At 41.0% G+C, this 22,667-nt stretch carries 17 protein-coding genes; 12 read left to right on the top strand and 5 right to left on the bottom strand.

Translation table 11 applies throughout. From position 1 onward, the window contains the following. Positions 1–44: 44 nt before the first annotated feature. Complete coding sequence (locus tag AB5217_RS00400; protein WP_004303703.1) at positions 45–2,234, top strand: glutamine synthetase III; 2,190 nt, start codon at positions 45–47, stop codon at positions 2,232–2,234. Between the two features lie 79 nt (positions 2,235–2,313). Here AB5217_RS00400 and AB5217_RS00395 read toward each other — a convergent pair whose 3' ends face one another. Then, positions 2,314–2,892: an HdeD family acid-resistance protein gene (locus tag AB5217_RS00395; RefSeq protein ID WP_004303713.1), complete on the bottom strand. Its 579-nt coding sequence runs from the start codon at positions 2,890–2,892 to the stop codon at positions 2,314–2,316. Positions 2,893–3,065: 173 nt separating this feature from the next. Here AB5217_RS00395 and AB5217_RS00390 point away from each other — a divergent pair, with 173 nt between their 5' ends. From AB5217_RS00390 to AB5217_RS00380, 3 genes are all read left to right on the top strand, one after another. Beyond that, positions 3,066–5,135 carry an RNA degradosome polyphosphate kinase gene (locus tag AB5217_RS00390; RefSeq protein ID WP_032846627.1) on the top strand — a complete coding sequence of 690 codons (2,070 nt, stop codon included), beginning with the start codon at positions 3,066–3,068 and terminating at the stop codon, positions 5,133–5,135. Continuing rightward, on the top strand, positions 5,132–6,058 hold the full coding sequence (locus AB5217_RS00385) for an exopolyphosphatase (protein ID WP_004317877.1): 927 nt from the start codon (positions 5,132–5,134) through the stop codon (positions 6,056–6,058). Before AB5217_RS00390 ends, AB5217_RS00385 begins: the two co-directional genes overlap by 4 nt. 153 nt (positions 6,059–6,211) lie before the next feature. After that, positions 6,212–6,859: a GNAT family N-acetyltransferase gene (locus AB5217_RS00380; protein WP_004303716.1), complete on the top strand. Its 648-nt coding sequence runs from the start codon at positions 6,212–6,214 to the stop codon at positions 6,857–6,859. A gap of 844 nt (positions 6,860–7,703) precedes the next feature. Here the strand turns inward: AB5217_RS00380 and AB5217_RS00375 are convergent. Then, the gene (locus tag AB5217_RS00375; RefSeq protein WP_032854220.1) at positions 7,704–10,049 is read right to left on the bottom strand and encodes an LruC domain-containing protein; all 2,346 of its coding nucleotides are present in this window, start codon (positions 10,047–10,049) and stop codon (positions 7,704–7,706) included. Positions 10,050–10,415: 366 nt separating this feature from the next. Continuing rightward, entirely contained in the window at positions 10,416–12,275 is a 1,860-nt protein-coding gene (locus tag AB5217_RS00370) for an SLC13 family permease (RefSeq protein ID WP_004300098.1), read from the bottom strand. Positions 12,276–12,612: 337 nt separating this feature from the next. Between AB5217_RS00370 and AB5217_RS00365 the strand changes: the two genes are divergently transcribed. Next, on the top strand, positions 12,613–14,238 hold the full coding sequence (locus AB5217_RS00365) for an ATP-binding protein (RefSeq protein WP_032846148.1): 1,626 nt from the start codon (positions 12,613–12,615) through the stop codon (positions 14,236–14,238). 76 nt (positions 14,239–14,314) lie between these two features. Here the strand turns inward: AB5217_RS00365 and AB5217_RS00360 are convergent, their stop codons facing one another. Both AB5217_RS00360 and AB5217_RS00355 read right to left on the bottom strand, forming a co-directional pair. Next, entirely contained in the window at positions 14,315–15,460 is a 1,146-nt protein-coding gene (locus AB5217_RS00360) for an iron-containing alcohol dehydrogenase (protein WP_004300100.1), read from the bottom strand. Positions 15,461–15,539: 79 nt separating this feature from the next. Next, a complete protein-coding gene (locus AB5217_RS00355) occupies positions 15,540–15,680 on the bottom strand; it encodes a hypothetical protein (RefSeq protein ID WP_004300101.1) in 141 nt (46 codons plus the stop codon). A gap of 359 nt (positions 15,681–16,039) precedes the next feature. Here AB5217_RS00355 and trpB point away from each other — a divergent pair, with 359 nt between their 5' ends. The 7 genes from trpB to trpA are packed head-to-tail and all read left to right on the top strand — an operon-like array spanning position 16,040 to position 22,564. Continuing rightward, a complete protein-coding gene (gene trpB, locus AB5217_RS00350; RefSeq protein WP_004303719.1) occupies positions 16,040–17,227 on the top strand; it encodes a tryptophan synthase subunit beta in 1,188 nt (395 codons plus the stop codon). A gap of 48 nt (positions 17,228–17,275) precedes the next feature. After that, positions 17,276–18,682: an anthranilate synthase component I family protein gene (locus tag AB5217_RS00345; RefSeq protein WP_032846146.1), complete on the top strand. Its 1,407-nt coding sequence runs from the start codon at positions 17,276–17,278 to the stop codon at positions 18,680–18,682. Positions 18,683–18,727: 45 nt separating this feature from the next. Beyond that, positions 18,728–19,294 carry an anthranilate synthase component II gene (locus tag AB5217_RS00340; protein WP_008651733.1) on the top strand — a complete coding sequence of 189 codons (567 nt, stop codon included), beginning with the start codon at positions 18,728–18,730 and terminating at the stop codon, positions 19,292–19,294. 4 nt (positions 19,295–19,298) lie between these two features. Continuing rightward, positions 19,299–20,294 carry an anthranilate phosphoribosyltransferase gene (gene trpD, locus AB5217_RS00335; protein WP_004317865.1) on the top strand — a complete coding sequence of 332 codons (996 nt, stop codon included), beginning with the start codon at positions 19,299–19,301 and terminating at the stop codon, positions 20,292–20,294. A gap of 48 nt (positions 20,295–20,342) precedes the next feature. Next, a complete protein-coding gene (gene trpC, locus AB5217_RS00330; RefSeq protein ID WP_004303722.1) occupies positions 20,343–21,125 on the top strand; it encodes an indole-3-glycerol phosphate synthase TrpC in 783 nt (260 codons plus the stop codon). 26 nt (positions 21,126–21,151) lie between these two features. Next, positions 21,152–21,775 (top strand): phosphoribosylanthranilate isomerase, encoded by a 624-nt coding sequence (locus AB5217_RS00325; protein ID WP_004317863.1) that lies wholly within the window; start codon positions 21,152–21,154, stop codon positions 21,773–21,775. An 18-nt stretch (positions 21,776–21,793) separates the two neighbouring features. Then, positions 21,794–22,564: a tryptophan synthase subunit alpha gene (gene trpA, locus AB5217_RS00320; RefSeq protein ID WP_004303723.1), complete on the top strand. Its 771-nt coding sequence runs from the start codon at positions 21,794–21,796 to the stop codon at positions 22,562–22,564. Positions 22,565–22,667: the final 103 nt, after the last annotated feature.

The following is a 22,667-nucleotide window of genomic DNA, read 5'->3' as shown; positions in this document are numbered from 1 at the left end:
ATTATTTGCTCTAACATATTTAACAACAAATCAAATTAGGTATTATGTCAAAACTTAGATTCAGAGTAGTAGAGACAGCTTTCAAGAAAAAGGCTGTTGAGGTAGCAACACCTGCCGAACGTCCTTCGGAATACTTCGGCAAGTATGTATTCAACAAGGAAAAGATGTTCAAATACCTTCCCAGTAAGGTATACAATGCACTGATTGATGCAATTGACAATGGTGCTCCGCTAGATCGCAGCATTGCCGACGAGGTAGCTGCCGGCATGAAGAAATGGGCTATCGAAATGGGTGTCACTCATTACACGCACTGGTTTGCACCGCTGACCGAGGGTACGGCAGAAAAGCACGATGCCTTCGTTGAACATGACGGCAAAGGTGGTATGATGGAAGAATTTACAGGTAAACTGCTCGTACAGCAGGAGCCGGATGCTTCTTCTTTCCCGAATGGCGGTATCCGTAATACATTCGAAGCTCGCGGATACAGCGCATGGGACCCCTCGTCACCTGCTTTCATCGTGGATGATACACTTTGCATCCCGACTGTATTTATCGCATATACCGGTGAAGCTCTTGACTATAAAGCTCCCTTACTGAAGGCATTGCGTGCTGTAGATAAAGCAGCCGTAGCCGTATGTCAGTATTTTAATCCGGAAGTGAAAAAAGTAGTTGCTTACTTAGGATGGGAACAGGAATACTTCCTGGTAGACGAAGGATTGTATGCCGCACGTCCGGACTTACTAATGACCGGTCGTACTTTGATGGGACATGACAGTGCCAAAAACCAACAGTTGGAGGATCACTACTTCGGTGCTATCCCCACCCGCGTAGCCGCTTTCATGAAGGACCTTGAAATTGAAGCGTTAAAATTAGGTATTCCTGTTAAGACTCGTCACAACGAGGTTGCCCCGAACCAATTCGAGTTGGCTCCTATCTTTGAAGAGTGTAACCTTGCTAATGACCATAACTTACTGATTATGTCATTAATGCGTAAGGTAAGCCGCCGTCATGGTTTCCGTGTACTACTTCATGAAAAGCCATTCAAGGGTGTCAACGGATCGGGTAAACACAACAACTGGTCTTTGGGCACTGATACAGGTATCTTATTAATGGGACCGGGTAAGACTCCGGAAGACAATCTACGTTTTGTTACATTCGTTGTCAATACATTGATGGCAGTTTATCATCATAACGGACTACTGAAAGCTTCTATCTCCAGTGCTACCAACGCCCACCGTCTGGGAGCGAATGAGGCACCTCCTGCAATTATCTCCTCTTTCCTTGGAAAACAGTTGTCGCAGGTATTGGATCATATCGAAAACAGTACGAAAGATGATTTAATCAGCCTTAGCGGTAAACAGGGAATGAAGTTGGATATTCCGCAGATTCCTGAATTACTGATCGATAATACAGACCGTAACCGTACTTCTCCATTTGCTTTCACAGGCAACCGCTTTGAGTTCCGTGCCGTAGGTTCCGAAGCAAACTGTGCTTCTGCCATGATTGCATTGAACTCGGCCGTAGCAAATCAATTGGTGAAGTTTAAAAAGGACGTGGATGCGTTGATTGAAAAGGGAGAACCCAAAGTTTCCGCCATTCTTGAAATCATCCGCGGATATATCAAAGAATGTAAAGCCATTCATTTCGACGGTAACGGTTACAGTGACGAATGGAAGAAAGAAGCTGCCCGTCGTGGACTGGATTGCGAAACCAGTGTTCCTGTTATCTTCGACAATTACCTGAAACCGGAAACAATTGCCATGTTCGAAGCTACCGGTGTAATGACCAAGAAAGAACTGGAAGCCCGTAACGAGGTGAAATGGGAAACTTATACGAAGAAGATTCAGATTGAGGCACGTGTATTGGGTGACTTGGCAATGAATCATATCATTCCGGTTGCCACTCAATACCAGACGGACTTAATTAATAATGTCTATAAGATGCAATCTCTTTTCCCAGCAGAAAAGGCAGCGAAATTGTCTGCTAAGAACCTGGAGCTTATTGAAGAGATTGCCGACCGTACAGCTTTCATCAAGGAGCATGTAGATGCAATGATTGAGGCTCGTAAGGTTGCAAACAAGATAGAAAGCGAACGGGAAAAAGCCATTGCCTACCACGACACGATTGTCCCGGCACTGGAAGAAATCCGTTATCACATCGACAAGTTGGAACTGATTGTTGACAATCAGATGTGGACGCTTCCAAAATACAGGGAACTGTTATTTGTGAGATAGAAAAAAAATTATCTATTTCTTTTGTTGGTTGTTTTAAGTTTGCGGGGAGGGGTGCTGTGAAGCAGTCCTCTTCTTTTTTTTATTCGATAATCTTTGCGTCTTCAATATCATCATCGTCATGCATAACCGGAGCCTTCGGGCGGCGACGGGCAAACTTGAACCAGTTTATCAATTCGGAAAGAGAATAAACCAAACTGCTGATACCAATAATTATAAATGCAGTATTACGCGCTCCTGTCGGATTGAACAAAGCGATAATACCCGCAATAAGAATCAGCGAAGGAATCAGATAAAAAGCTCCCGGAACGGGCATCCACCGACGAGCCATCGACAAAGAAGCAATCTGTTGCACTCCTCCCATAATCAGGATAAATCCCAATAAAAACATCAGGACATCTGCAAAGAATTCAGGCATCACAATCAACCAAAGTCCGAATAATAAGCTACCGATTCCTTCTATCGGAAAACGGGGAGCTGCTTCACCTTCCGGTCTTTTCCGGCCGAAATAGCCAAAAAGGCTGATAACACCGGGAATCAAGAAGGCAACACCTACCGTAATGACAATATAACTGGCAGCCGCATTGGGCCAAATCACGAGTACCAATCCAATCACAAGTGCGAAGAGAATGCGAATAAGGGAATAATTCATTGTTTTCATAAATTCTATATTTTTTAACCGAGTCTGTTCCAATACTTTTGCGAATATAAGTGTTTCTACTGATATATAAAAATAACAAATAAACATTGTAATAAGTTCGTAATAATATCGTTATGACGATTACATCTCACATTGATATTTTTGCAGAAATTTTAAACAGTTCCTTTTTCACAATGAAACAAAGCGAAATAAAAAAGAAATACCCTTATGTAGAGCGTGACATCAGTTGGATGTACTTCAACCAACGTATTCTGCTAGAAGCCGCCCGTCCAGAAGTGCCACTGCTGGAACGACTCACTTTTCTTGGCATCTATTCAAATAACCTGGATGAATTCTTCCGTGTCCGTGTAGCGACTCTGAACCGGATCGTAGAATATGCCGATAAAAACATACAAGCAGAACAAGAAACCGCCGCCTGCACTCTGAAACAAATAGGAAAGCTGCACAATCGTTACTACAAGCAGTTTGAGGAGATATTCGCTTCCATTATGGAGGAATTGAAGAAAGAGAATATCTACGTCATCAAAGATGCGGAAATGACGGACGAACAGAAAGCATTCGTCACTTCTTTCTATCGCAACAAACTGAATGGTTCTACCAATCCGCTTTTCCTCAATGGAACCCGCCCGCTGGACGATCAGACAGATGAGGATATTTACCTTGCCATCCGTCTGCTGCGCAAAGATGAAACGGGAAAGATAAAGGAGAAAGACTATGCAGTGATTGAACTGCCGACCGGAGACTTCGGCCGTTTTATTCAATTACCTGATTCGGATGGAAAAACATATCTCATGTTTCTTGATGACGTGATCCGCTATTGTTTGCCGATGATTTTTGTTGGCATGAAGTACACAGATTATGAGGCGTACACTTTCAAATTCACTAAAGACGCCGAAATGGAAATTGACAGTGATCTGCGAACAGGGGTACTTCAGAAGATTTCCAAAGGTGTGAAAAGCCGGAAGAAAGGGGAACCGATCCGTTTCGTCTATGACGAACAAATTCCTAAAGACTTGCTGAAAAAGTTGACCGGCCGCCTGAACGTGGATAAGAATGACACGCGTGTAGCCGGAGGACGCTATCACAATTTCAAGGATTTGATGAAATTTCCGGTTTGCGGTCATCATGAACTGAAATATCCTGTTTGGGAACCTATCTTCAAGCCTGAACTGAATGGCATGGAAAGTCTGCTCACTTTGATTCGTCGGAAAGATCGTTCCTTACATTATCCTTATCATAGTTTCGATACTTTCATCCGTGTGTTGCGAGAAGCCGCTATCAGTAAAGAAGTAAAAAGTATCAAGATGACGCTTTATCGTTTGGCTAAAGACTCCAAAGTGATAAAGGCTTTAATCAGTGCAGCCAAAAACGGGAAAAAAGTCACAGTAGTTATCGAACTGTTGGCACGTTTTGATGAAGCGTCTAATATCAACTGGAGCAAGAAAATGCAGGATGCGGGGATTCATGTTATTTTCGGAGTAGAGGGTTTGAAAATTCATTCTAAATTGCTGCATATCGGCACTCGGCACGGAGATATCGCCTGCATCAGTACAGGAAATTTCCATGAAGGAAATGCACGTATGTATACTGACTATACCATTATGACTGCTCACCGTCCCATTGTCCGGGAAGTCAATGCCGTATTCGATTTTATCGAAAAGCCTTATACTCCTGTTGATTTCAAAGAATTGCTCGTTTCTCCCAATGATATGCGTAAACGATTCATTGCGCTTATCAACAAAGAGATAAAAAATAAGGAACAGGGAAAAGAGGCTTATATCCTTGCTAAAGTAAATCATATTACTGACCGTGCACTTGTTGAAAAGCTATACGAAGCCTCAACAGCGGGTGTTCAAGTGGAACTGGTAGTACGCGGTAACTGTTCTTTAGTGACAGGCGTTCCGGGTATCAGCGAGAATATACACATCAATGGTATTATCGACCGTTATCTCGAACATTCGCGCATTTTCATCTTCGCCAATGGTGGAGAAGAAAAATACTACATTGGTTCTGCCGACTGGATGCCTCGCAACCTGGATAATCGTATTGAGGTGGCGGCACCGGTCTATGATAAAGAAATCCAGGCAGATTTAAAACGAATTGTCTGCTACGGATTCCGGGATACGGCAAAAGGAAGAATTGTGGATGGTACAGGCGAGAACCGGGAAAAAGAACGGGAAGAGAACAGTGTCCCATTCCGCTCACAAGAAAAATTATATAACGAATACAAGAATACATTATGATAAGTATGAAGAAAGTTAATTATGCGGCAATAGATATAGGCTCTAATGCGGTGCGGCTGCTGATAAAATGTGTAAACGAGGAGAATGCGCCCGAATTAATGAGTAAGGTACAGCTCATCCGTATTCCGTTACGGTTGGGAGAAGACGCCTTTACTGTGGGGGTTATCTCTACAGAAAAAGAGAAGAAACTGATTCGGCTGATGAAAGCCTACAAACAATTAATGAAGATATATGATGTGGTAGACTATCGTGCGTGTGCCACCTCTGCCATGCGTGATGCACGTAATGGCAAGGATATCGTTCAGCAGATCGTCAAAAAAACGGGTATCCGTGTAGAAATCATCGACGGGCAGGAAGAGGCGCATATTGTTTACGACAATCATATCGAACAGTTATTTGCTTCAGGACAAAATTACTTGTATGTAGATGTAGGAGGTGGTAGTACGGAAATTAATCTCATCAGCAACGGTGAACTGAAAAATTCCCGTTCATATAATATAGGTACGGTACGTATGCTTAGCGGTATGGTAAAGGAAGAAGAAAAGGAAGCTTTGCGCACTGACCTGATAGGGCTTGCCACAGAATATACCCCTATCAGCATCATCGGTTCGGGAGGAAATATTAATAAGTTATTTCGTTTAGCGGACAAGAAAGACAAAAAAGCGTCTCTCCTACCCATCGAATCACTGCAAGATATATATGAAACATTAAAAGCCCTCTCTACCGAACAACGTATTAAGCAATATAAGTTGAAACCGGACCGGGCCGATGTTATTGTTCCTGCTGCAGAGATATTTCTCGAGATAGCTACTCATGTAAAAGCTACCGGAATTATTGTACCTACCATCGGACTGTCCGACGGTATTATAGACAGCTTGTACACGCAAAACATGAACAGGCCTGATTCTCCGCAATCTCGATGAATGAATATATAAAAAACTCCTGATACTAAGTCTGGATATACTAGTATCGGGAGTTTTTGTCTCATCTTGCTATAATGTATAGATTCATCTTTAAAAGAGTTAGGTATTCGGATTTTGTTCTTTATATTTGTGCAACTATATATTTGAAACAATATGGATATAAAACTTAGAATTGAGCAATCTTCGGATTATCATGAAACCGAAAACATTACACGGGAAGCATTCTGGAATCATTATTCTCCGGGATGTGACGAACATTACCTCCTTCATATTATGCGTAACCATCCTAAGTTTGTGCCGGAGCTCGATATTGTTGCAGAACATAATAACAAGATTGTCGGTAATGTTGTCTGCCTCAAATCATTTATCATGGCAGATGACGGTAACCAATATGAGGTTTTGAGCCTGGGGCCCATTTCTGTCCTCCCCGAATACCAACAGCAAGGTATCGGAGGAAGAATGATTGCACTTACCAAAAAATTAGCTTCCGAAATGGGATTTCGTGCTATTTTACTTTGTGGTGACCCGGATTATTATCTCCGACAAGGATTCATTCCTGCCGAAACATTAGGGATTCGCACTGAAGACAATATGTATGCTACTGCTCTTCATGTTTGTGAATTATATGATAATGCTTTAGCCAATGTAAAAGGCCGTTATATAGAAGATAAAATATATCAGATTGATAAATCTGCTGCTAATGAGTTCGACAAGCGATTTCCTCCAAAAGAAATTGTAGTTGGTACTCCGTCACAAAAACGGTTTAATCAGATAGTAGTGATGCAGAAAAAAGCGAATTAAGGTTGAATAACCTAAATCGCCTGATTTGTACATCTCTGGAGCTCGGTCCTGCTATGATATTAAGCAACTATCATTCAATATAGTTACCATTCTTCGTATCTTTGCAGTTACAAAACATTCAACATGAGAAATTTGAATTTACAAAAAGATACTACTGACACTTTGTAATTCTTAATCTATCAGGGATCGCTTCTTTCCTCCCTTTGGCTGAAGTAAAATTTTTCTGCCACTGTAGAGGGCTTTATTCAATTCACTATTCTACAATTAAGCATGATATATATACATTTTAATACGCGCACAGCATTTCTACAATCAAACGGGCATCACATGTACTAATAAAGTTCCCTTTTACTTTTTTCTTTTTACCATTATCAAAGCCCCAAATAGAAAAATCAATGGAAAGAAAGTAGGAAATTCTAACAACATTTACGATATAGCGACACTATCCCAATGGTTTGTTTACTTCATCCATAGCTTTTGATGACATTATCCGCATCTTTTACTTACTTTATCCTTATGTTTTTTACAAATATAGCGGCGCTTTTGATGTAAATATGCGGTGCTTTACGCAATAAAGGCATTGTTTTTCAATAAATCATGGGGATTTTCCTGCTAATAGAGAAGAATGATAGAACATGAGAGATAGCAAAACCCTTGATTACACGAACAATCGTCAGAATAATCAGAGATTCTAAAACTTTATGTATTTACTTTGTCATCGAATGGGTAATTACATAAAAAAGGGGAGCATTAAGGCAGCACTTACTTCCTACAATCTCCCCATAATCAATGCACACAAGTTCTTTTCGAATAAAACTGTTTGCAATATTTCTCTTTAATAGTTTTAGTACTGAATCACTTTATCACTACTAACTGTCTTATACCAATCAGTAGTTGAGCTCTGATCGTGTGCCCAATCTGCAAATTTAGAATATGCGTTCGTTATCACTGTTGTTTCTGTTGGATAAGCAAATTTATCAGGAACACACAAAGCCCATGTATTATTAACTGCCTTGATTACCTCAAGCACCTCATTATCCGCCAATTGTCCATTCGCCGTAGCCGAATTAAAATGAGTCAAATGGATTTCTGTTCTCTTTTGACCTATCCCCTGATAAGCAATGAAGAAGTCTAAACCATCTGTCACACTAGGGACGGATATTTCATTTTTAAGTTTGACGTTCACTTCAAGAGTATATATATCTGTAAGAGGAGTGCTAGCATTCCCAGTATTCAACATGGGGCGTTGTGCTCCTGTATATCCATATACATAATGTGCGTCTCCAAATAAAGGAATCACAAGTTCATTGCCATTGGCTTCATAAGATGCATTTTCAAATATACCAGAATTTAATGAGCCGGTACGTTGAGCAGCGCCTGCACCAAAACTTATCTCTTCCACATTATTTTTGTCTATTCCTCGTATTCTCAAACCAGCACCTAATTGTTTCACGGCACCAACTGCCCGAAGGTCAATTTTATATTTTAGTTCTTTCACATCATTACCGGCTGCAGGCAAAGTTACATTCAACACAATATCATTGAAATCGTAATCTCCTGCTTTCGGATAGTTATCTTCGAAAGCATAAGAATAAACTGCATATCGAATTTCTACATCATCCGGTTTTTCATCAGAGTTATACCCTTCTTTAACACAGTCACCGTCAGCAGGAAGTATAAATTCTGCTTTGCCCGGATTACAATAGGTAGCACCTTGCTGTAATCCCTTATTTACTAGCCATGCAAAAGGAGACCAGTTATAATGTGCTTCGCCTTTATATGTTTGATCTGTTATTTCACAAATGATATTATTACTTACTTTAGAAGCAGATTGAGCCAGACCGGAAGTATTATCTATTTCGTGAATTCTTAATAAGGCAGTTCCTTGTGTCGGACCGGTAACTGTTCTGAATAAATTAGCTTTGCCCGTACAAGTCAACATGGATTGTGCTTCCATCACGATATTATTATCATTTCCATTACCCGTCAATTCTTTGCAAATAGCTTCGGAAGTATTTCCCATAACAAGCGTACCAAATTGTAATTTTCCAGCTTTCAGATAACAACCGTTTTTAATATTAGTATTATTGTTGCCATCTATATTTTCGACTTCAATGGTTCCATGATTTATCAATGTCGTACCATTTGTAGAAGCATTATAAGAATTCAGTTTAAGTGTTCCATAATTCACAAAATCAACTCCGTTTCCACTTCCATCAATTTTCAAAAAGTCACAATCAATCGTACCCGCATTATAGTTTGTACGCCCAGCCGAACTATTTGTTATCTGAATACCTCTGTCACCAACAATACTTCCTCCCTGCATCACAGTTATATAAGAAGCCCGCGTTAATATCAGACTCCCATTTTTAGCAATCTCTATCTTTCCACCATTCTCAACGATAATTTCTGTAATATCAGAAAATTGATTACTATTCTCTATAACCCATGTGCTTCCTTGAGGAACGATTACTTTCACAGCACTTATTTCTCCATCTCTATTTCCAGTTGCACTAAATCCAGCTTTAAAAGTTCCTTCCTGAATCTTAAACCAACGCTCACTTTCTGTAAAAACAGGAAATTGACCATAACTTCCACCCCAGCCAGACTTTGCAGAAAGATCCCAATTAGCCTGAATGACAGTAGAAATTGCCTTTTTAGCACTAATAAAATCGGCTGTATAAGGAGCTTCCATGACTGGTATACTAGTCGTCACAGCTCGTGATATAGAACGTGTTGGCGTACCTTTGTCTCCAAAGTGCGCTGTCACTGTACCATTTTCAATCGCTGTCGGTTGGACCAGATAACGTTTGTGTTCATCTATACGCGCAACAAACACTTTATCAAGAGATGTTGCGCAATCCATCACCACATCCAAAGTCATACTTTGAGTGGCAGTTCCTTCCGCTAAGAGTTTTGCTGTACTTTCCGGGCTTAATGGATCGGCATCAAATATCTGTATCTTATAATCTACTCCTTGATCCCCATTGATTGACACATGTGCCGTTACACTTCGTGACATTGTCCAATCACCATCAGAGTCGATGTTTTTTACAGGAAAAGTTTCTTCGTAAATTTGTTTCAGTTGATCTGCATTAAACAGATTTTTCTCATTATCAACGCAACTAATAAAACTGATAGAAGATACTAACAACGAAAAAGTGAAGATTTTTACAATGCTTTGTTTCATAATCTTTAAATACTTAAGTTTGCTTTATTTGCACAAAAAATAAAAATCATTACGAATCAACAATCAGCAATGAATGTACAAAGATAGTTGTATTTACAAATAAGAAACGGATAAAGTTGTATTTTTCGACCTACGGTTAACATCTTTTAAAAGATAAGGCTTTAATTACTCCCAATAAAAAACGACCTATTACATTATTGAATATTAAAAGCTTAGAAGTACAAATATGCAATATGCAATCAAAAAAAAGAGTTGCAGATTCTATGCAACTCTCAATTAAACGACAAAGATCCAGTGTTACAAAGCACTACAACTACAAAATACCGAGCTCTTTCATCTCCTTATTAAAAGGATAAAAATTAAAAACTAAAAGGGGAAAATCAATGGTAATACAAAAATCATCACGATTCCCATAATAATCTGCAACGGCAATCCTACTTTTACATAATCCATAAAAGTATATTGACCGGCAGGCATCACCAGGGCGTTAGGCGGTGTAGAGAATGGAGAAGCGAAACACATACTTGCACCTACCGTCACAGCAAACAAGAAGGGAACCGGACTTACTCCGATCTGTATGGCACTTTGCAGAGCAATCGGTGCGAGTAAGACAGCCGTAGCTGTATTGCTGATAAACATCGTCATCAACGAAGTCGTAAAGTAAATACCTGCCATCAACGCAACAGGTCCGTATGATCCCAAGCCGTTAACCAGCGTATTGGAAATGTATTCCGAAGCTCCCGTTTTCTCCAATGCCAGAGACATAGGAAGCATAGCTGCAATCAATACAATACTCTCCCAGTTGATCGTTTTATAAGCTGCTTCTACATTACGGAAACATCCGGTTAATACCATCAATATACCCGCTATCATAACGGCTGTAACCGGAGCAACCGGAATAAAATCGAATACCATCATTACTACCATTAATACCATAATAGCAGCCGCTACCGGAGCTTTATAATCTAATGTAACTTTAGCCGCTTCCGCCAAAGGTTGTCCCAAAACAACCCAATCAGAATCTTCCTTGCTAAGACGAGCTATATTATTCCACGTTCCCTGAACCAGAAGCACATCACCACTATGAATCCGCTCATTTCCCAAATCCTGCAACAAGTATTCCTTTTTACGACGGATTCCTAATACGTTCACATTAAACTTATCACGAAAACCGGCTTCCTTAATTGTTTGGTTTATCAAATTAGAAGCTGGCATCAACACTATTTCAGCAATACCGATGTCATAAAAATCCAGAGAGTTAGTTGCGCTTTGAGTTTCTTCCGTTGCATGGTCACCTAAAATCTCTAGCAGGAAATCTTCTGCAAAAAGCTGTACCTTATCAAATTCTCCTGTCACATACAAAATATCCTCGGCTTGCAACATCGTGTCCGGTGCAGCAAACTTCTGGGTAATCGTTTTCAGAAAACGATGTTGCGATGCATCACCACGACGCACTTCCATGATATTCAAACCATATTTGCGACGAATATCCAAGTCAATAATCGTCTTGCCCAAAAGCCGGGAATCTTTTATTACCTGCAAACGAAACAGATTGCTAGAAAGCCCATATTCATTTACCAACTGTTTCAGTGACTTACCCGAACGTTTATTATCATCTTTCTGGCCTTTTTTAGAAAGAAACCATTTGCTAAGTGGCATCAATACCAGCGTACCGACAATCACACAGACAATGCCGACAGGCAGGAAAGAGAAGAAGGAAAGCGGTTCAAGTCCGGCAGAAGTCAACGTATTTTGTATCACAAGGTTCGGCGGAGTACCGATTAAAGTCATCATACCTCCCATACTACTTGCAAAAGCCAACGGCATCAACAGCCTGCTCGGATTCATACCGGCACTCATTGCCAGACTGACAACAATAGGAAGCATCAGTGCCACCGTTCCTGTGTTACTGACAAACGCACCAATGGCCGAAGTCACCAACATCACCAACAGAAATAACCGGATCTCACTGGTTCCCGCAAGTTTAAGAATACGGGAACTAATCATCTTTGCCAATCCCGTTTGAAAGATAGCCCCTCCCACTACAAACAATCCGATCATCATAATGACTACCGAATTAGAAAAACCGGAAAGTGCTTCATCAGGAGTTAATATCTGAAAAATAAGTAAGGCTATCAGTGCACACAGTGCCACAATATCCGAACGAACCTTGCCGTTCACGAAAAAGACAGCCGAAAGAACGAGAATAATAATGGTTATTAGCATACGTAATTAAATGATTGTTTTATTTTGACTCTATCAAAACTTATTTAGGTGAACAAAAATAGAAAATACTCCAGCGTTATTAAAACAAACTAGAAATGATTTTAGTTCATGAGACATCATTTAATATTTTAATACATTTTCTTTCTGAAAAAAGACTCGAAATCAAGCAAAATATGATACCATACAAGAACTACAAGACACCATACCTCCACTATTTCTTCATCGCATATAATTACAGTCTCACAATATAATGTTGAAAGACAATATATTTATGTATTATTTTTTGAAAGTTAAAGAACAATTCATATCTTTACACCTCATTTATATCAAACATTTTATGGCAAACAATTATTTGTTAAATTATTGGATTAACGAAGTTCATTGGGGTTATAATTATTTACTAGTAGTTATTTTGCTCCTTGTCATCAGCATCTTACTATATAGAATCCGTAAATTACAAAAAACGATTAAAAAGACCAATCATTCCTACCGTTTCTCCTTTGATATTCTCGATAACCTTCCTTTCCCCATCTTTGTAAAAGATATAACAAACGATTTCCGATACTATTACTGGAATAAAGAATCAGCCGCTCAATCCGGCATTAGCAGTGAAGAAGCCATCGGACATACTGATTATGAAATTTATGGAGAAGAAAGAGGTGAAAAATACCGGCATATCGACAAAGAACTCATACAAGCAGGCAAAGTATATCGCAAAGAAGAGAAATACACCACTCCCGATGGAATCACCCATGATACTATTGCCGTTAAATCTATTATTTCATGGGAAGGAGAAAAGAAATGGCTGTTGGCAACCCGGTGGGATATCACACAACTCAAGAATTATGAAAGAGAATTAGTTGCCGCCAAGGAAGAACTGGAAAAAGCATTGAAGAAGCAAAAACTAGCTCTAAAAAGTATCGACTTCGGCCTTATCTATATTGATAAAAATTACCGGGTACAATGGGAGGAAACAAGACAAATAGCCAGCCTAGTAAAAGGCAGACGATACATACCGGGAAAAATTTGCTATCAGACCAGTGCACTTCGTAATGAACCGTGTGGACAATGTGCTTTCAAGAAAGCTATCGAACAGGGCAAAATTATCCGGCATACCATCAGAGTAGACAATGTAGATTTTGAAGTGACCGCAACACCTGTATTCGGCGATGAAAAGGAAACTGAAATTATTGGAGGATTACTTCGTTTTGAAAACATCACTGAAAAATTAAAGATGGACAAAATGCTGCAGGAAGCAAAGGAAAAAGCCGAAGAATCCAATCGGCTCAAATCTGCCTTTCTCGCTAATATGAGCCATGAAATACGAACCCCGCTAAATGCGATTGTAGGATTCTCCGAAATGGTTTGCCAAACGGAGGAAGAGGAAGAGAGAAAAGAATTTGTAAAAATCATCTCCAGCAACAATATCTTATTATTGCAACTAATAGACGACATCCTCGATCTTTCTAAAATTGAAGCCGGTACTATGGAATTCACATTTGCACAGACTGATATCAACGAATTGATGGAAGGTATTTGCAGACAAATGCAAGAAAAGAATTCTTCCCCAGACATTCAAATCTTATTCACAGAGAAAGCAGATCAATGCATGATGTATACCGACCGCATACGTCTATCACAGGTTATCATCAACTTTACAAATAATGCTTTGAAATTCACCCCTAAAGGTTCTATCGAAATGGGATACCGGATTGAAGAAGCCAAAGATGAAATATACTTTTATGTAAAAGATACAGGTATCGGAATTCCTGCTGACAAGATAGATAAAGTGTTTGAGCGCTTCGTCAAACTGAACTCCTTTATTAAAGGGACAGGACTCGGACTAGCCATCTGCCGTGTCATAGTAGAAAGACTGGGCGGGGTTATCGGAGTGGAATCTAAAGAAGGAGAAGGCTCTCGCTTCTGGTTCAGAATTCCAAGGTCAGAGAAAATTGAGAAATAATAAAAAGAAAAGAGGATATTGTGAAAAGTATGTTCCAATATCCTCTTTATCCTATATTTTTAATGTAAGAGTATGCTTAAAGTGCAGTCTCTAATATCCTGCGGGCAACAGCACCCGTTACATTTCCATTCTCTCCATATTTAGCACCACGTTCATTGAATCGGCGTTCGATTTCCAGAATAGTATCCTGTCCGATGTTCTCTTCATGCAAACGTGTAGTCAGCCCAAGCGAACGAAAGAACTCTTCGGTATGACAAATCGCTTCATCAATCCGTTCTTCTCGCGTACCGGAAGTAATTCCCCAGACTCTTTCACCATACTGCAAAAGTTTATCTCCTTTTTCTTCATGAAGCACCTGTAAAGTGGCAGGAAGAACAATGGCTAACGTATGACCATGTGTCAATCCGTGCAAAGCAGTAATTTCATGACCAATCATGTGAGTTGCCCAGTCTTGCGACACTCCCATAGCAATAAATCCATTCAATGCCATTGTAGCCGAAAGCATAAAATCAGCCATCAGTTGATAATCATGCTGGTTTTCACGGATTTTCGGAGCTATTTCTACCAAAGTTTGTAAAATGCCTTCCGCCCAACGATCCATAATGCGGCTCTGCCCGGGAGTAGTCATATATTGCTCCATCACATGAACAAAGGTATCAGCCAAACCACAGGCCACCTGATGAGGAGGCAAGGTAAAAGTTACTTCCGGGTCAAGAATAGAGAAGATTGGATAGTTAGCATAAAAAGGATATTTCTCTTTTGTTTCACGACGGGAAATAACTGCCCCGTTATTCATCTCCGAACCGGTAGCGGGCAAAGTCAATACAGTGGCAAGAGGTACAGTATGAGTGACTGGACGTCCGGCAAGTACTAAATCCCAGGCATCACCATCATACAGGATTCCTGCGGAAATCAATTTCGTACCGTCAATAACGGAACCACCACCAACAGCCAGCAGATAATCTACTTTCTCTTCTTTTCCCAAAGCAATAGCTTTACGGAGAGTTTCAATGGCAGGATTGGGTTCGATTCCCCAGAATTCTACTGTAAAATGATTCTTCAATGCTTCCTTTACCTGATCGTACACTCCGTTTTTCTTCACGCTTCCACCGCCAAAAGTAATCATAATACGCTTGTCGGACGGTATTTCTTTAGCCAACCGAGCAATCATCCCTTTTCCCATTATCAGTTTCACGGGATTTTGAAAAATAAAATTTTCCATATCTTAGTCTATTGTTATTATTTTGGTTATTAGTCACTATCCTTGCAAAGATATATGATTTATCCGAACCCTGTCAGAATCAAGCGAAGAATTGTTGTGCCACGGAAGGAACCATAGCCGACAACCAGGGTTTCATATCCTCTGCTACCAATAACCAATACAATAATAATATAATGAAAATGGCAATAGCGATACCTACTAAAACTTTTCTCTGTTTCATAATTGTTTTTGTTTAAATATTCAATATTTATAAGAACAGTTCAGGTTGAAAATTGTTCTATATCAGAAAAATGAAGGCAAAAGAGAAAAAAAGTCATTTTTTGTTTGCTGTTTCAAACAAAGTGTCTATATTTGCCCCCATAAAATTACAAAAGACAATGAGAACAATGTTAGTAAATACATATTGGTGGTGGCACCCGTTACAACTCCGACAGTCGTAAGGGAGCAGTGCTCGTATGTATATACCTCATTAAAGATATAACAGATTTGAAAGAGCCCTGTCGCAACTTGCGACAGGGCTCTTTTTATTTGCCCATTTTCGAACAGATTTAGATAATAACATAAAAAATAGATAGGATTATGAAAAGTTTTTTAGTTGACCAGGATGGCTATTACGGAGAATTCGGTGGTGCTTATGTACCGGAAATCCTCCACAAATGTGTTGAGGAACTGACAAACAAGTACCTCGAAGTGATTGAAAGCGAAGAGTTTAAAAAGGAATTTGAGCAATTATTACGCGACTACGTAGGACGCCCTTCCCCACTCTATCTGGCAAAACGCCTTTCCGAAAAGTATGGTTGCAAGTTGTATCTGAAACGGGAAGACCTGAATCATACCGGTGCACACAAAATCAACAACACCATCGGACAAATCTTGCTGGCACGCCGCATGGGAAAGAAACGCATCATCGCCGAAACCGGAGCCGGACAACATGGAGTAGCAACAGCTACCGTATGTGCGTTGATGGATATGGAATGTATCGTTTATATGGGAAAGACGGATGTAGAACGCCAACATATCAATGTGGAGAAAATGAAAATGCTGGGAGCTACCGTTATTCCCGTTACTTCCGGAAACATGACCTTGAAAGACGCAACCAACGAAGCGATCCGCGACTGGTGTTGCCATCCTGCCGACACTTATTATATTATCGGCTCTACCGTAGGCCCTCATCCTTATCCTGATATGGTGGCACGCCTGCAATCTGTTATCAGCGAAGAAATAAAAAAACAACTGCAAGAAAAAGAAGGACGTGACTATCCGGATTATCTGATAGCCTGCGTTGGAGGAGGAAGTAATGCTGCCGGAACGATTTATCATTATATCAATGATGAACGGGTAGGCATCATTCTGGCGGAAGCCGGAGGTAAAGGAATAGAAACCGGAATGACCGCCGCCACCATCCAACTCGGTAAAATGGGAATTATCCACGGAGCGCGTACTTACGTCATCCAAAACGAAGACGGACAGATTGAAGAGCCTTACTCGATTTCCGCCGGACTGGATTATCCGGGCATTGGTCCGATACACGCCAATCTTGCCGCACAAAGACGTGCCAACGTTTTGGCAATCAATGACGACGAAGCAATAGAAGCCGCTTACGAACTGACTAAACTCGAAGGTATTATCCCTGCACTGGAATCCGCCCATGCATTAGGAGCTTTGAGAAAATTGAAGTTCAAACCGGAAGATATCGTTGTATTGACTGTTTCAGGACGAGGAGACAAAGATATTGAAACCTATTTATCGTTTAATGAACAGCAATAAGTAATTAGTAAACCATCATTCGTAATCAATAATCAAGCAATTATAGAAATGAAAACATTTAATTATACAACTCATAGCAAACAAGTGCTCGGAGATATGCATACTCCTGTCAGCATTTACCTGAAAGTGCGCGACATGTATCCGCAATCTGCATTAATGGAAAGTTCCGACTATCATGCCGGAGAAAATTCCTTGTCATTTATAGCCCTCTGTCCCCTGGCAAGTATCGGTATAAACGGCGGCATTGTCACTGCCAACTATCCCGATAACAGCCGCACGGAAGACCCCCTGACAAAAACCTTCCATGTAGAAAAGGCCATGAACCGGTTTATCAATCAATTCCAGGTGACCGGGGATAATAAGAATGTATGTGGACTTTACGGATACACGACGTTCAACGCTGTGAAATACTTCGAGCACATCCCGGTGAAAGAAAGTCACGATGAGCAAAATGACGCTCCGGATTTGCTATACATATTATATAAGTACGTCATTGTTTTCAATCATTTCAAAAATGAATTGACACTCGTTGAAATGTTGTCCGAAGGAGAAGAAAGCGGCTTACCGGAACTGGAAGCAGCCATCGAAAACCGGAATTATGCTTCTTACAACTTCTCTGTAACAGGTCCCGTTACCAGCCCTATCACCGACGAGGAGCATAAAGCCAATGTCCGCAAAGGAATCGCGCACTGTATGCGTGGAGATGTTTTCCAAATCGTACTTTCCAGAAGATTTATCCAACCTTATGCCGGAGATGATTTCAAAGTGTACCGCGCACTCCGCAGCATCAATCCTTCTCCTTATCTTTTCTACTTCGATTTCGGAGGATACCGCATCTTCGGTTCTTCACCGGAAACACATTGCAAAATCGAAGATGGTCGTGCTTACATCGATCCGATTGCCGGAACTACCCGCCGTACCGGAGATGTAGTAAAAGACCGGGAACTGACAGAAGCTTTATTGGCTGACCCTAAAGAAAATGCAGAGCATGTCATGCTGGTTGATCTTGCCAGAAACGACCTTTCCCGTAATTGTCATGATGTACGCGTACTATTCTATAAGGAACCACAATATTATAGTCATGTCATTCACCTGGTAAGCCGTGTCAGCGGTATGTTGAATGAGGGTGCAGATAAAATAAAAACGTTTATTGATACGTTTCCTGCCGGCACATTAAGCGGTGCTCCCAAAGTACGCGCTATGCAGTTAATCAGCGAAATCGAACCACATAATCGTGGAGCCTATGGTGGCTGTATCGGTTTTATCGGATTGAACGGCGAATTAAATCAGGCTATCACTATCCGTACTTTTGTAAGCCGCAACAATGAACTCTGGTTCCAAGCCGGAGGAGGTATTGTAGCACGCAGTCAGGATGAATATGAACTGCAAGAGGTGAACAACAAACTGGGAGCACTGAAAAAGGCGATTGATTTAGCTGTCAAATTAAAAAATTGAAAGCAGAGATAGTATTTGAACAACCATTTTACAATGACAATAAAAATGAAAATATTACTTTTAGATAACTACGACTCTTTCACTTATAACCTACTGCACGCAGTGAAAGAATTAGGGGCTACAGATGTAGAAGTAGTTCGCAACGACCAGATAGAGCTTGATGAAGTAGACCGATTTGATAAAATCATCCTGTCTCCCGGACCGGGCATACCCGAAGAGGCCGGACTGCTATTACCTATTATTAAAAGATATGCTCCGACCAAAAGCATTCTGGGTGTCTGCCTCGGTCATCAAGCCATCGGCGAAGCTTTCGGAGCACGTCTGGAAAATCTCAAAGAAGTATATCATGGGGTACAGACTCCGATTACCATCCTTCACCAGGATTTGCTTTTTGAAGGGTTGGGAAAAGAAATCCCTGTTGGAAGATACCATTCCTGGGTAGTCAGCCGGGAAGGTTTTCCCGATTGCCTGGAAATAACGGCAGAAAGTCAGGAAGGACAAATCATGGCAATCCGCCATAAGACCTACAATGTACATGGTATTCAGTTCCATCCCGAATCAGTATTAACTCCGCAAGGAAAAGAAATTATTAAAAACTTCTTAAACGATTAAACTTATGAAACAGATTCTATACAAACTTTTCGAACATCAATATTTGGGACGCGATGAGGCTCGCACCATTTTACAGAACATCGCACAAGGAAAATATAATGATGTACAGGTAGCCTCTTTAATTACCGTCTTTCTGATGCGTAATATCTCTGTGGAAGAATTATGCGGTTTCCGCGATGCATTGCTTGAAATGCGTATTCCGGTTGATTTAAGTGAATTTGCTCCGATAGATATCGTAGGAACCGGAGGTGATGGAAAAAATACATTTAATATTTCTACAGCTTCCTGTTTTACTGTTGCCGGAGCCGGTTTCCCGGTTGTGAAACATGGTAATTACGGAGCAACATCAGTCAGCGGTGCCAGTAATGTAATGGAGCAACACGGTGTAAAGTTCACCAGTAACGTCGATCAACTGCGCCGTAGCATGGAGAAATGTAATCTTGCCTATCTGCATGCTCCTTTATTCAATCCGGCATTAAAGGCAGTTGCTCCGGTTCGTAAAGGATTGGCAGTGCGCACTTTCTTTAATATGCTCGGTCCGTTGGTTAATCCGGTATTACCGGCCTATCAGCTTTTAGGAGTTTACAACCTCCCGTTACTTCGCCTCTATACCTATACTTATCAGGAAAGCAAGACGAAATTTGCCGTTGTTCATAGTCTCGACGGATATGACGAAATCTCTCTGACAAATGAGTTTAAAGTGGCGACCAGCGATCATGAAAAGATTTACGCTCCCGAGAGTCTCGGATTCTCCCGCTATAAGGAAACTGACCTGGATGGTGGACAAACACCGGAAGATGCAGCTAAGATTTTCGACCAGATCATGAATAACACGGCTACAGAAGCTCAAAAAAATGTAGTGGTAGTCAATTCAGCTTTCGCCATCCATGTGATTTGTCCGGAGAAGACTATTGAAGAATGTATTGCTCTCTCCAAAGAGTCATTGGAAAGTGGACGCGCATTAGCTACCCTAAAAAAATTCATTGAATTGAACAGTTAATGTTTTATTTTTGCAAATCCATCATTTACAATTAATAATCCCACATCAATGAAAGATATATTATCAGAGATTATAGCAAACAAACGATTTGAAGTTGACCTGCAAAAGCAGGCTATCTCCATCGAGCAATTACAGGAAGGTATCAGCGAAGTTCCGACCTCTCGTTCTATGAAGCAGGCATTAGCCTCATCTGCATCGGGTATTATCGCTGAATTCAAGCGTCGGTCTCCATCCAAAGGATGGATAAAGGAAGAAGCATGCCCGGAAGAAATTGTTCCCTCCTATGCAGCAGCAGGAGCTTCTGCCCTTTCCATCCTCACCGACGAGAAATTTTTCGGAGGAAGCCTGAAGGACATCCGCACTGCACGCCCTTTGGTAGAGATCCCCATTCTTAGGAAGGACTTCATCATTGACGAATACCAGCTTTATCAAGCCAAAATTGTCGGTGCCGATGCCGTACTTCTTATCGCAGCCGCATTAGAACCGGAGAAATGTAATGAACTTGCAGAAAAAGCTCATGAACTAGGTCTGGAAGTTCTTCTGGAGATTCATAGCTCCGAGGAATTAATATACATCGACAAGAAAATAGATATGGTAGGAATCAACAATCGTAATCTGGGTACTTTCTTCACTGATGTAGAAAACTCTTTCCGCTTGGCCGGACAGCTTCCCCAAGATGCTGTATTGGTATCCGAAAGCGGCATCTCCGATCCGGAAATAGTAAACCGACTTCGGGCAGCCGGATTCCGTGGATTCCTGATCGGTGAAACATTTATGAAAACACAGCAACCGGGAGAAACTTTACAGAATTTCCTGCAAGCAATCCAATAAACTAATTATTCAAAACGGACAGCCCTATGATTAACGGAAAAATTATCAAAGTATGCGGTATGCGTGAAGCTGAAAACATACAGGACGTAGAGTCTATCGAAGGCATAGATATGCTGGGATTCATCTTCTATCCTAAATCTCCCCGATATGTCTACGAGCTTCCGGCTTACTTGCCCATTCATGCCCGACGTGTCGGAGTTTTCGTCAACGAAGACAAGCAGATAATCAGCATGTATGCTGATCGTTTCGGACTGAATTATGTACAGCTCCACGGAAATGAATCGCCCGAATACTGCCGGTCCTTACATTCCACTGGATTGAAAATCATCAAGGCTTTTTCAGTAGACCGTCCCAAAGATTTGAGAAAGGTATATGACTACGAAAAAGTCTGTGATCTTTTTCTGTTCGATACCAAATGCGAACAATATGGTGGTTCGGGAAATCAATTCGACTGGAGTATCCTGGATATGTACAATGGACATGTACCCTTCCTATTGAGCGGAGGCATTAACTCATACAGTGCCAATGCCCTGAAAGAGTTTAAACATCCCCGGCTTGCCGGATACGATCTCAACAGCCGTTTTGAATTGAAACCGGGAGAAAAGGATCCGGAGCGTATCCGGACATTTTTAAACGAATTAAAATCATAATCTAAAAATTCCAACGTCATGAATAGAATTAATCAACTTTTCAATAGCAACAAGAAAGACATACTTTCTATTTATTTTTGTGCCGGTACTCCTACTTTGGATGGTACCGCTGATGTAATCCGCACGCTCGAAAAGCACGGAGTGAGTATGATTGAAGTCGGCATTCCTTTCAGTGATCCGATGGCAGATGGCATTGTTATTCAGAATGCCGCTACGCAGGCATTGCGCAATGGTATGTCTCTAAAACTTCTTTTTGAACAATTACGGGATATTCGCAAGGACGTAAAAATCCCACTTGTGCTTATGGGATATTTAAACCCAATCATGCAATTCGGATTTGAGAATTTCTGCCGTAAATGTGTGGAATGTGGTATCGACGGCGTCATTATCCCTGATCTCCCTTTCCGTGATTACCAAGAACATTATCGTATCATTGCCGAACGCTATAACATCAGAGTGATTATGCTCATCACACCGGAAACCAGCGAAGAACGGGTACGCGAGATAGATACACATACCGACGGATTTATTTATATGGTTTCATCAGCAGCAACCACCGGAGCGCAACAAGATTTCAACGAACAAAAACGGGCTTACTTCAAAAAGATTGAAGGTATGCATCTGAACAATCCGTTGATGGTGGGATTTGGTATCTCCAATAAAGCAACATTCCAAGCAGCTTGCGAACACGCTTCCGGAGCTATCATCGGCAGTAAGTTCGTCACTCTGCTCGAAGAAGAAAAAGACCCGGAAAAGGCGATTACCAGACTGAAAGAAGCCCTGAAGTAAGAGCCTCGGATGAAAATTTCCGCAGGCCGCAGGGCTATTTCCGCAAACCGTGGGGCTATTTCTGCAAGCCGTGGGGAGGCCGTACTTCACCCGTGGGACGAGC

This window comes from Bacteroides sp. MSSM.1001136sp1_RTP21357st2_D2_RTP21359_211015, assembly GCF_040913205.1.
GTDB classification, from domain to species: domain Bacteria; phylum Bacteroidota; class Bacteroidia; order Bacteroidales; family Bacteroidaceae; genus Bacteroides; species Bacteroides ovatus.
Note: the sequence above shows the minus strand (reverse complement) of the source record. Positions and strands in the feature narration are given on the sequence as shown.

What these genes read in the sequence shown, in the direction of transcription:
- AB5217_RS00400 (WP_004303703.1), top strand. Translation starts at nt 45, where the DNA reads ATGTCAAAACTTAGATTCAGAGTAGTAGAGACAGCTTTCAAGAAAAAG.
- AB5217_RS00395 (WP_004303713.1), bottom strand. Translation starts at nt 2,892, where the DNA reads ATGAAAACAATGAATTATTCCCTTATTCGCATTCTCTTCGCACTTGTG.
- AB5217_RS00390 (WP_032846627.1), top strand. Translation starts at nt 3,066, where the DNA reads ATGAAACAAAGCGAAATAAAAAAGAAATACCCTTATGTAGAGCGTGAC.
- AB5217_RS00385 (WP_004317877.1), top strand. Translation starts at nt 5,132, where the DNA reads ATGATAAGTATGAAGAAAGTTAATTATGCGGCAATAGATATAGGCTCT.
- AB5217_RS00380 (WP_004303716.1), top strand. Translation starts at nt 6,212, where the DNA reads ATGGATATAAAACTTAGAATTGAGCAATCTTCGGATTATCATGAAACC.
- AB5217_RS00375 (WP_032854220.1), bottom strand. Translation starts at nt 10,049, where the DNA reads ATGAAACAAAGCATTGTAAAAATCTTCACTTTTTCGTTGTTAGTATCT.
- AB5217_RS00370 (WP_004300098.1), bottom strand. Translation starts at nt 12,275, where the DNA reads ATGCTAATAACCATTATTATTCTCGTTCTTTCGGCTGTCTTTTTCGTG.
- AB5217_RS00365 (WP_032846148.1), top strand. Translation starts at nt 12,613, where the DNA reads ATGGCAAACAATTATTTGTTAAATTATTGGATTAACGAAGTTCATTGG.
- AB5217_RS00360 (WP_004300100.1), bottom strand. Translation starts at nt 15,460, where the DNA reads ATGGAAAATTTTATTTTTCAAAATCCCGTGAAACTGATAATGGGAAAA.
- AB5217_RS00355 (WP_004300101.1), bottom strand. Translation starts at nt 15,680, where the DNA reads ATGAAACAGAGAAAAGTTTTAGTAGGTATCGCTATTGCCATTTTCATT.
- trpB (WP_004303719.1), top strand. Translation starts at nt 16,040, where the DNA reads ATGAAAAGTTTTTTAGTTGACCAGGATGGCTATTACGGAGAATTCGGT.
- AB5217_RS00345 (WP_032846146.1), top strand. Translation starts at nt 17,276, where the DNA reads ATGAAAACATTTAATTATACAACTCATAGCAAACAAGTGCTCGGAGAT.
- AB5217_RS00340 (WP_008651733.1), top strand. Translation starts at nt 18,728, where the DNA reads ATGAAAATATTACTTTTAGATAACTACGACTCTTTCACTTATAACCTA.
- trpD (WP_004317865.1), top strand. Translation starts at nt 19,299, where the DNA reads ATGAAACAGATTCTATACAAACTTTTCGAACATCAATATTTGGGACGC.
- trpC (WP_004303722.1), top strand. Translation starts at nt 20,343, where the DNA reads ATGAAAGATATATTATCAGAGATTATAGCAAACAAACGATTTGAAGTT.
- AB5217_RS00325 (WP_004317863.1), top strand. Translation starts at nt 21,152, where the DNA reads ATGATTAACGGAAAAATTATCAAAGTATGCGGTATGCGTGAAGCTGAA.
- trpA (WP_004303723.1), top strand. Translation starts at nt 21,794, where the DNA reads ATGAATAGAATTAATCAACTTTTCAATAGCAACAAGAAAGACATACTT.